Here is a 10,694-nt window from a genome sequence, read left to right as displayed (position 1 = left end):
TTTCAGGCTTTGTTGCCCTCTTTTTTTTGTACCAATTTATGTACTACGAGAGGGATAATGCAAGGTTTTTGAGAGTCCCAATCGGATTTTCGCAGCATGAACATCGGATTTTAACAGGTCAAAAGCCTTATTTTAAAAGGGTTTTACCATTATTCAGCAGACCCTAAATATTTTACACAATTCATACCAGGTAAGCAAGAGGGCTACGGCACTACTACCGAATCATTAGCCAATTTCACTGCATCAGCTTCATCCCTTGCCACTGAACCAAATAAAGACAAAGACTTTACCCCCAGTTTTGGCAACTCTTCTCGGTGTGAGAGGAGGAGGCAGATTTTGCTGCCGTTTCCTCCTGATAGCTAAGATAGGATCAGTTTTTGCGGTAAAAAATCTTACTGCCTTGGTCACTGACAAAATGACAATTGCGGTAGGACCGCCAGAGAGATTTGAAAATCGGTTCTTTCGAGACGCGATAATAGTCTCCTAAGACGGGACGGATGGCCTCGGTTGCTTCTTGGAGATGATAGTGGGGAATAGTGATAAAAATATGATGGGCGACGTGAGTACCAATTTGGTGATGGATGGGATTAAAGATGCCATAATCGCGATCGATGGTAGAAAGCGCCCCTTTGAGAAAGTACCAATCTTGACCGCGATACCAGGGAATATCATCTTCGGTGTGGTGTAGGAATGTCACCAAGTCCAACCAAACCACAAAGACGATATAGGGCATGATGTAGTAGTTAAACAGAAACCAAAAGCCGTAGCTAATACCCACCCCGATTAATAGACCTAACATAAAGGTACAGCAAACGGTGCTAGTCAGTACCTGCCACCGTTCCGAGGGGCGAAAGAGGGGGCTTTCGGGCATAAAATGGGACCCCTGTTTATTAGGGGAACGACGGAAAAGATAAAGGGGATAAACAAATAAAATTAGCTGAAAACGAGCTAATTTTTCGTACCAAGCCATATTGTTATACTGGGTTTCCGTGACGGGATACCAACTTTCATCGGTGTCGATATTGCCGGTATTAGCGTGATGGGTGCGATGACTGATGCGCCAACCGTGGAAAGGTACGAGAATGGGAGTATGACTGAGATGACCGATTAAGTTATTTAACCAACGATAACGGGAAAAGGAACCGTGACCGCAATCGTGACCGACGACAAATAAGGACCAAAACATGGTTCCCTGCATAAACCAAAAAAGGGGGAAGAACCATGCTTGATTAATCTGGTAAGTTATCCAGTAAAGTAGGGTAATAATGCCAATATCAAAAAAAAAGTAAGCTAAAGAGCGAAAAACGCTTGATTGGAAGCAACGGGCCGGGATAGCTAGACGGACATCCTGTAGGGTAAATGGCAAAAATTCTCTTTTTAGGGAGGGTTTAGGTAGGGTTTGGGACACTAGGTTATAACTCAAGGTAGATGACAAGGGCAGTATTGACGAAAGCTTGAGAACTAAACTTTTCTGTTTCTCGATGCGCTATCTTTTCTCTATCTCAGCTAGGAGCAGATAAGACCGAGCGATCGAGCGAATTTCGTCTAACTCACCAGAATTATATTGTAGGGCTTAATGTAACTTAACAAAAGCCCCTAGGGAAAGTCAATCACATTCTCCCCCTGTCTGTCCATCTGTCCCCTTGGACATCTAGTACAATAATATCTGAGAAAATAGATAAGACTCTCGGTTATTCAATCAACATTATGAACGAGTTACCTATTCGTCCAGCTAACAAAAATTTTACCCATAGTTGCTTGACTTTTGCCGATTTTTATGCGGGAATTGGTGGCTTTCGTCTCGGTCTTGAACAAATCGGTTGGCAATGTGTTTTTAGCAACGAAAATAACCCAGATTGTGTGAAAACCTACAATCACAATTTTCATGAATCCATAAAACCGCAAGATGTTGAAGCTTTAATTCCTAGCTTACTTCCCGATTTTGAGGTTTTTTGTGGGGGATTTCCCTGTCAGCCATTTTCCAGAGCAGGACAACAAAAAGGTTGGCAAGACAGTCGCGGACTAGCCATTCAGGAAATTCTCAGAATTTGCCATGAAAAAAAGCCTAAAGTTATCTTTCTTGAAAATGTTAGTAATATCGTGCGCTTAAATCAAGGGCAGATATTAAAAGATATATTAATCCAGTTAAAAGAAATAAATTATCTGGCTTTTTATGCAGTTATCGATAGTAAATATTTCCAAATTCCTCAATCAAGACCTCGCTTTTTTTTATTGGCTTTCCGAAAGGATTTAGGAATTAAAAACTTTCAATTTCCCCAACCTTGCCATGCAGAAGTGGGTATTGAAAAAATTATTGTTCCAGGGGATTATTCAATTCCCATATCGGGAAAATGGCAGCAGTATATTGATTATTATGCTGGCAGAATTAATGCCGAACAATTATCTTTTCAACTGCCAAAAACAAGAATAAGTATTGAAAGGGCAAGTGTTAATGTAGATTATGATAATTGTATTTATCAAATGAGATCTAGTGGCATCCGAGCAATTTCTATCCAAAAACCCTTTCCTACTTTTGCAGTTAGTGTTAGCGGTGGTGGTGCCATGATTCCAGTGTATAGCAAGGAAAGAAGACATTTAAGTCTCTTAGAAATAAAAAGATTAATGGGATTTGCCGATGATTATTATTTTCCTGTTTCTCGCACCGCTGCTATTAAACAACTTTCTAACGCTGTCTGTCCCCCAGTCATTAAACATATTGGTATAAATATTACTAAATCACTTAATTAGCTCGATTTAGCCGGTCTTCAATATTTTCTTGACTGGGGAAAATCATCTTAGTTACTTCAGGAAAAGCTAAGACGCATTCTGAACATTTATCAGGAGCATAGTTACAAAGATTACAGATTTGCCATTTGGATTTATTACAATAGAAGCAGAGAGCTTGAAAATTGTCATCGGCACTATTTCCACCTTTTTCTACGGGAATCCGATGATCCCAAACTAAACGCACTCGATCCCTAGCATAGGTATTTTGATTGATATTTTCTTTCTTTTTAAGAATTGAGCCAGAAAAATTACATTTATTTTTTTGTTGTTCTAAGATATTTCTCTGAATTAGGGATGAGGGAGGTGTTCTAATCGGTGGTTTAGTAGTGGTAAAAAGTTGTTGATGATCGGAACTATCTAAAATATATTTTTGACTGCCTAATCTTTTTTGTCCTGGGGGAGCATAAATAAAATTAAATCCCTCTTCATTCCAAAGTTCGCTAAAAGGTTTATTAGCATCAGCATAGGAGTCTTGAATTAAATTTTCAGGAATTTTACCCTTGAGTATAGTTTTTATCTCTTGTAAATTATTGGTCGCATTAGTTAGATCGCTCTCACAACCTTCTCCATACCTAATCAGAGTTAGCAAAGCAGCAATAGTTCTTTTTTTATATAAAATAATTACTCTGTTATCATTAAAGATAATTAAATATCCTTTTCCTTGAGGATTCTTGGTAATTTCCCTAATATCTTCTAACTTGATCCCACTCATCTTAATACCTCTAGAGACTACAGATAACTGGCTGTTAAAAATTGTCAGATGCCCCCCTTATTAAGGGGGGATTAAGGGGGGACTAAGGGGGGATCGGCACCCCCCTTATCAAGGTGAGCAGGAGGGATCAAAGACAAAATCTATCTTCAATTTAATTGAAACCACCTACTTATATTTATCAAATGAGGTCTAGTGGCATCCGAGCAATTTCTATCCAAAAACCCTTTCCTACTTTTGCGGTTATCGTTAGCGGTGGTGGTGCCATGATTCCATTGTATAGCAAGGAAGGAAGACATTTAAGTCTCTTAGAAACAAAAAGATTAATTTTCCTGTTTCTCGCACCGCTGCTATTAAACAACTTTCTAACGCTGTCTATCTCCCAGTAATCGGTACCCTGCCGATGGTTGTGAGTGTCATTTAAGCATCCTCGTAGTTTTGTACTGAAAATTTTTCCGTTAAGCTTGACCCTTTTCAAACGTCCTCTAAATCATCACCGGGGATAACCGTTGTATAGAATACATAATTAGGGTCTGATAGGTAGCGTTTATCCTGCTTGATGATTGCCATAAATTCTTTGTGTCCTTGTTTTGTTCGTCCCACGAGACAACCGGCACTTGCTCCACTAATGGCATTTTTCGGCAAATCATAGCCCCAGTGCTGATTAATGCCAAATATACCCTTCTGAATCCTGTCCCCATCCCGTCGAAAATCCTTGTTGGAGTCTCGGTACACCTCGATAGGTTGGGTCTGAAACAGTGCTTCATGACTTTTTGAACTTTTGGGCATGGGGTGCCAAGCTTTGATCCATGCTTGGTACTGTCCGAACTTGATGCGAGCGGCCCCGTTTGGATTTTGAGGACTGTAAGTATATTTATCACCAGGCTCTGTGGTAGCTTCCCAACTCCCAACAATTTCTGGTTTCCCATTTTTAAACTCAATTACCATACGCAGATCATTGAACTCATTGGGACGATCATCATTGAGGGTTCCATTAGGATTCATGCCTTCTACATAGACAATGTTATATTCTCTCGGATTCGTGAAGACTTGATAGCCTTTTGTTTTCATATATTTAATGATTCGGCTGGCCAAATCATTACCCAAGTCAAGGCTCCCAAATGATTGAGCAGTGGTAGTCGAGGTTGCTGCCTTGACTGTTTCGGGCTTTGCGGCTAACTCTTCCGTATGTAAAGGTGTAGAAGGTAATTGTTTGATAACTTGACAAGCTTTATCGTAATAACGTTGACGATCCGATAGTCCGTTATAACCACCATTAACTTTTTTTGTTACCTCTTTAACAGTTCCACCCCGATCGCAAAGAGCATTCATGTTATTATTCTTCCACCAAAATCCAGCACTGGTAAAAGGATAATTGGCACCAACGTAATCTGCGCCATCCATCACCTTGGGATCATTAATAAAACGAGAAAAAGCTTGATAATTATACTTACCAGTCAATTGAATTACACCTGCTCCGCGATACTTTTTCCCTTCACCAATTTTCGTATTACCTAGCTCTTTTGCTTTAGGATAGGGGGGATCATATGTTCGTTGAGCAGCTACTTGGCTCGGCCCCCAAATTTCCGTCATGTATTGCAAACCTGCACTTTCATGGGCTGTTTGGCTGAGGAAATGTCTAATTCGTGGCACTGTATTAATTTCAAATCGCTGTAAACAAGAGTTTAAGTCATTGAATTGTTGATCACTCATTTTACGTCCATAGACAGACTCAGCTTGCTGACGAGTTACAAGATTAACGCCTTGATGCTGACTTGATTCTGGCGCGGATACAGATGATCGGCCATTGTCTTTGCTAGATTTTTGCCAAGGTAAATGCCAATGATCCGACCAAAGATACCAAATGCCAGCACCGTAGTCTAACTCCACTAGGCAATGTCCGTCAATTTCTTCTGAATACTTGAGGACTTTGTATTCTTTGCCCACAGGAACTTCTTTTTTCTCGTTTTCACCGAGGTCTGATGAATCAATAGGCTGCTTTTTCAGATAGGTTTTAGTAGTTGCCTTGATGATGGTATTGGGGGGCGCAATGACCCAATTTTCGGGTTCTACCTTTGTGGCTGTAGCTGATCTTTGAATCGAGCGGGTGGCTGCGGCTTTGAGGGTTCCTCTATTTGTTAGGGAGATGGCAGAAATTCTTGATAATTGGTCAATGGCTTCCCGCGCTGAACCATTTTTACTGGACTGGGGAACAGATGATAGTATCTTGTGTTCCCAGGGTAAGTACCAGTGATCTGACCAAACATACCAAATTCCCTGGCCGTAGTCTAATTCAACGAGGTAATGTCCATCAGATTCTTGTGAATGCTTGAGGATTTTATACTCTGTACCCACAGGAACTTCTTTTTTCTCGTTTTCACCGAGTTGTGATGAATCAATGGGCTGCTTTTTCAGATAGGTTTTAATGGTTGCTTTAATCTTTGTATTGGGGGGGGCAGCGACCAAATCTGCCCGATTCTGGGTTACTGATAAGGTTGAGGTGACAGGTTTCGCCACCGCAGAAAGTTGAATTTTATCAAGTAAGGCTTTCCCGTTAGTCTGTTGACTCACCCAATCTTGATTTTGGATCAGCCAGTTTTTTATGGAATTATTTCCCCCATCTACTCCATCCCTTTCATACTCGTCAATAGCTTGCGCTAGTCCTTTCCTCTGCTCAACAGCAAACAAATCCTTTAGGATATCATCCCTTGATTGAGAATTGCCAAGGCCAATTCGGGCGATCGCCCGATTCATTTCGTACTTCCAGCTATCTCCCTCCGTTGATGCCCCCGGTATTCGTAGTTCGATGGCGCGATCGAGATAGGAGATGGCTTTGTCTAAATCAGGAGGCTGTGAACTGATATAAGCATAACCTAACTCTGCATTATACGAGGCATTATTGTTATCACTGGCTACCAGAGCCTCAAAAATCGGAATTGTTCTATTGACCCGATCTTTAAATGTTAGAGTTCTCCTTCCCAAGCTACGGGCATCATGGGCAAGATTAAAAGCACGTTCTTTAACATCATCAGTAGCAGATTCAAGTTTCTCTTGCATTTCTGATAATTCGGACTGATTTAGCCCTTCTTGAATCTGCTGGTTGACTAGATTGCGGATGTATGTTTTTTCTTCGAGTTCTTTTGCCTGAGATTCTGCTATCTCTTTGGCTTCATTAGCCGTGTCTATACGGTTAATTACCTTCTTTAATGCCGCATCTAGGATAGCTTTACCACCGTAGCCGCCCACCAATCCAGTGACAAAAATCGTGATTTCTAAGCCCGGATCGCCAAGGTTTCTAAGTTCCTGGGGTAAGAACTTATAGGCGATAAATGCCCCACCTATGCCAACAAAAATTTCTCCCAAAAAGCCAGGGTTGAGATTATTGGGATTTTTCTTACTCCAAGACGGCAATTCTAACTCGCCGTCAAGCAATATGGAGTAAAGTAATCCACCAAGTGCCCCAGCTAGTATCAGGCTTAGATAGAGAGGACTTACGTCATACGAGAAATTTTTTAGCAACCCAGTAATATTAATTGTTTTGGTGATACATTTTACCTTTTCCTGTCCCTCAGATATATCTGGTGGACAGGGAGACGTACTTGTAAGACTGATTAACCAAGCAAAGCAAAGAGCCATACCAAGTCCCAAGAAAAAGGTCAGGAGGAAATTAATAGCTTTGGGAAAGGGGGGAAATGTTAGGGGAGGTTTTTGTTTTGCTTTTTTCATGAATTTAGACTCCAAAACTCAGTTTGTTTACTGTTGAAAAATTATTTTTATTGGCAGGGATTAATGGGCTTAGATGACTCAATCTCGCTGTTACTTATCCGTCAGAATTATCCTGTCCGCTGTTGCTATCGTTATTCAAAGAGCGGAGCGATTTACCTAATAAATCTCCTAACTTACCATTTAGTAAAGATTGAATCAGTAACATACCACTGGTGGAAAGCATCAACTTGTTAATCTCTTCTCCATTTCCATTGGGAAAATTATAGATATTGGAGTCTCCCAAAATCCCCGCTTGGGGAGCTAATGCTTTAGCAATTTCAACAACCTGGGGTAAATTTTCTATTAATTGAGGTGCTAACTCCCGAACCATTTTAGCCGTGCGCTCGGCATCCGTAGCCGGTATGAGATGGTAACGCTTACCTTCTGCTTCTGCCAAACGTTCGATAGTTTTTGCTTCGTTCTCCACTGACTCTGCGGCTATTTCCGCTTGCAGCTTCTGGCGTTCGGCTTGGGCTTTTTCAATTGCTGTAGTAACAGCTTCTTCTGCTTCGGCGCGTTCTATTTCTGTTTCCAGCCGTTCTTTTTCTTTACTAATAATCGAGATGGTTGCAGCAATTTCTCCCGTTTCTATTTCTTGATTGACTGTTGCTTGTTTTAAGCGAAACGTTTTATTTTTCTCAATTAAGTCTGTGTCTTGTAGGAGCTTGTTAAGTTGAATTTCAATCTCTGTTTTGTGTTTGAGGGATTCTAGCTCTTTTTTGTCGTTTAACTCAGCAATTTCGAGCTTTTTCTTTAAAGCTAATTCAGAGATTTCGAGCGCCTCCTGTAGTTCTTTTTCTTTATCATTTTGGTAGGTTTCGATCTTTAGCTCGTGGTCGATCTTTGCCTTTTCGACTCTTTCTAGTGTTTCTAAATTTTTCAAAGATGTTTCTTGATGTGTAAGCTCTTGATTTTCCAGTTCAATCCCTATCTCTAATTCCTTTAGCCTTATATCTCTGCCTTTCTCTAATTCCTGTTTTCGTATTGTTTCTTCCGTATCTAATTCCTGTTTTCGTATTGCTTCTTCCGTCTTTAACTCTTCCGTGCGAGTTGCCAGAATTGCCGGTTGAATCACTTTTGTTCGAGCCTCAACTGCCTTGGCATCGAAATAGTTGTTAGGAGTGTAGTTGGCACTTTCTTCAATTTCACCAATAACTAGGTCTCTAACAGTTAATCCTAGAGGATTTAGGCAGTTACCAAGTATAGTCGTAGCCTCTTTTCCCACCTCTGTGCGATTTGTATGCAGATAGTCTAATGTATGTTTACTGGCACTTCCTCGTAGGGCGGTTTCGGCGCGTTTTTTAACAGCTTTCTCTACGGCTACGGTTGAAATACTGTCTTCTTCTACCAAAAATTTTTGAGCCTTTTGGTTGTCTTCTTTTGTGTCGGCAATAAAGACATAAATTGTCGCTTGTACATTGGCTCGTAAATAATCCTGAGTACGAATATTTGAGACTTCTATATCAACAGCAAATTCTTGGGATCGAATCGTGTCTGAGTCTGGTTCTGGTTCAGTCCATGCCTTGAAACCCCCAATAATTTTGTCTTTTTGCGACCACAAAGCAACCAGCATCAAAGTAAGCACAACAGTTACTCCTATCGGCACTAAAGGGAAACTGCCGTTACCTGGCGGTGGATTTGATAGGGAAGGTTCAGGGGAAGATTGAGCGACAATAACAGGCTCTGTTTGGCTGGGTTGTACTGCTCTCATATAGTAAAGATTCAGATCGGGAATTGCCAGCAATCTTAACATTTATGGTTTTCCGGTAGATAATATGTTAACAAAAATTTATAACCGTTCAGGGGTAGATCTGTTTCATTTACAGGGTGAGCGCATCTCAAACCCTATTGACAATTGTGCAATTTTGTGGTTTGCGTGGGCATTTCCAGTGATACCAGTCAATCAGAATAGTTACGAACTCTTAACATTTAGTCGATTTTTGCTTAACAATTGAGATAGAAAATTATACTCAAATATGCCTGAATCACCTTCTAGGTGAGCAACTCACCTAAGCTGTTAAAACCGAAAAAAAAGGGCGAATTTTGTTCACCCTAACAGACAAAGTAATCATCCTACAAAGTGCCGATAAACTTATCAATGCGATCGAATCCTTTTTCAATCGTCTTTAGGTCTGTAGCATAGGAAAGACGAATACAATCATCAGCACCGAAAGCAATACCGGGGATAGCGGCTACTTTTTGGGTTTCGAGGAGTTTCTGACAAAAATCCCGGGATTTTAAACCAGTTTGACTAATATCGATAAACACATAAAAAGCACCGTTGGGAGTAGGACAATTGAGTCCAGGAATGGCTCGCACTCGTTCTAAAATATACTGTCGGCGCTGGCTAAAAGCTTTGACCATTTCCTCAATGCAATCTTGGGAACTCTCTAAAGCAGCGATCGCACCGTATTGGGCAAAAGTGCAGACATTGGAGGTACTATGACTTTGGATCTTAGTCATGGCCTTGACAATTTCCACCGGTCCTGCTATGTAACCGACGCGCCACCCCGTCATCGAGAAAGCTTTAGCAAAACCATTACTAATAATACTGCGCTGAAAGATTTCTGGACCAAAAGAAGCGATACTGCGGTGAATTGCGCCATCGTAGAGGATTTTCTCGTAAATTTCATCAGAAACCACTAAAATATCCTTTTCAACCACAATGTTTGCTAAAGCTGCGATTTCTTCGGGAGTATAGACAATACCGGTGGGATTAGAGGGAGAATTGAGGACAAATAATTTAGTTTTCGGTGTAATTGCCGCTTCTAGCTGTTCGGGGGTGATTTTATAGTGATTCTCTAGGCTAGTGTTAACGATAACCGATGTTCCCCCCGCTAACGTCACCATTTCAGGATAACTCAACCAGTAGGGTGCGGGAATAATTACTTCGTCCCCCGCTTCAATTAACGCCATGATTAGATTGTAGAGAGACTGTTTACCGCCATTGGTAACGATGACATTATCGGCATTGTATGCTAATTGATTATCCCGCAGCAATTTCTCGGCGATGGCTTTTCTTAACCCCGCTTCCCCGGCAGCCGGTCCGTAGCGAGTTTTTCCCTCATCGAGGGCCTTTTTCGCGGCAGCTCTGATGTGAGTGGGTGTGTCGAAATCTGGCTCCCCGGCGCTAAAACTACAGACATCTTCGCCGTTTTTCTTCATTTCCTTGGCCAGAGAGTCGATAGCTAGGGTAAGGGAGGGAGTAACTTGATTGACTCGTGACGCTAGTTTCATAGTATTTTACCCTGAAAGGGCTTTTCTGATGACCTACACAACCTTTAGTATCGTCCATCACCTCGATTGTTCTGGGTGTTTTTTTATATAATCTCCGGAATTGCGGCGCTTAGGGATGGGTGTGGGGTGATGGGGAAGTGGGGAAGTGGGGTGTGGGGTGGGGGGGGTGGGGCGGTGGGGGGTGGGGTGTGGGGTG

7 protein-coding genes and 1 pseudogene are annotated in these 10,694 nt (G+C 41.4%); 2 read left to right on the top strand and 6 right to left on the bottom strand.

Features of this window, described 5'->3' with window-relative positions; all coding sequences use genetic code 11:
* Positions 1 to 239: 239 nt before the first annotated feature.
* Together PX482_RS24150 and PX482_RS24145 are read right to left on the bottom strand one after the other, a co-directional pair.
* A pseudogene (locus tag PX482_RS24150) lies at positions 240 to 335 on the bottom strand (nucleotidyltransferase family protein); the annotation flags it as partial.
* Positions 336 to 370: 35 nt separating this feature from the next.
* On the bottom strand, positions 371 to 1,408 hold the full coding sequence (locus tag PX482_RS24145) for a fatty acid desaturase (RefSeq protein WP_002757796.1): 1,038 nt from the start codon (positions 1,406 to 1,408) through the stop codon (positions 371 to 373).
* A gap of 299 nt (positions 1,409 to 1,707) precedes the next feature.
* On the opposite strand from PX482_RS24145, the gene PX482_RS24140 reads away from it, so the two are divergent.
* Positions 1,708 to 2,748, top strand: a complete 1,041-nt coding sequence (locus PX482_RS24140; RefSeq protein WP_288093112.1) for a DNA cytosine methyltransferase — start codon at positions 1,708 to 1,710, stop codon at positions 2,746 to 2,748.
* On the opposite strand, the gene PX482_RS24135 is transcribed toward PX482_RS24140, so the two are convergent.
* Positions 2,741 to 3,499 (bottom strand): HNH endonuclease, encoded by a 759-nt coding sequence (locus PX482_RS24135; protein WP_002757799.1) that lies wholly within the window; start codon positions 3,497 to 3,499, stop codon positions 2,741 to 2,743. The two genes, PX482_RS24140 and PX482_RS24135, sit on opposite strands and share 8 nt — an antisense overlap.
* Before the next feature lie 155 nt (positions 3,500 to 3,654).
* On the opposite strand from PX482_RS24135, the gene PX482_RS24130 reads away from it, so the two are divergent.
* The gene (locus PX482_RS24130) at positions 3,655 to 3,885 is read left to right on the top strand and encodes a hypothetical protein (protein WP_223212964.1); all 231 of its coding nucleotides are present in this window, start codon (positions 3,655 to 3,657) and stop codon (positions 3,883 to 3,885) included.
* A gap of 85 nt (positions 3,886 to 3,970) precedes the next feature.
* Here the strand turns inward: PX482_RS24130 and PX482_RS24125 are convergent, their stop codons facing one another.
* The 3 genes from PX482_RS24125 to PX482_RS24115 all read right to left on the bottom strand — a co-directional run bounded on the left by PX482_RS24125 (position 3,971) and on the right by PX482_RS24115 (position 10,498).
* The gene (locus tag PX482_RS24125) at positions 3,971 to 7,222 is read right to left on the bottom strand and encodes a DUF4257 domain-containing protein (RefSeq protein WP_288093115.1); all 3,252 of its coding nucleotides are present in this window, start codon (positions 7,220 to 7,222) and stop codon (positions 3,971 to 3,973) included.
* Between the two features lie 94 nt (positions 7,223 to 7,316).
* Entirely contained in the window at positions 7,317 to 9,014 is a 1,698-nt protein-coding gene (locus PX482_RS24120; protein WP_288093118.1) for an SPFH domain-containing protein, read from the bottom strand.
* Positions 9,015 to 9,334: 320 nt separating this feature from the next.
* A complete protein-coding gene (locus PX482_RS24115) occupies positions 9,335 to 10,498 on the bottom strand; it encodes a pyridoxal phosphate-dependent aminotransferase (protein ID WP_288093120.1) in 1,164 nt (387 codons plus the stop codon).
* Positions 10,499 to 10,694: the final 196 nt, after the last annotated feature.

Source organism: Microcystis sp. M53602_WE12, from assembly GCF_030065455.1.
Lineage (GTDB): Bacteria > Cyanobacteriota > Cyanobacteriia > Cyanobacteriales > Microcystaceae > Microcystis > Microcystis aeruginosa.
This window is presented reverse-complemented; position numbering and strand designations above follow the sequence as displayed.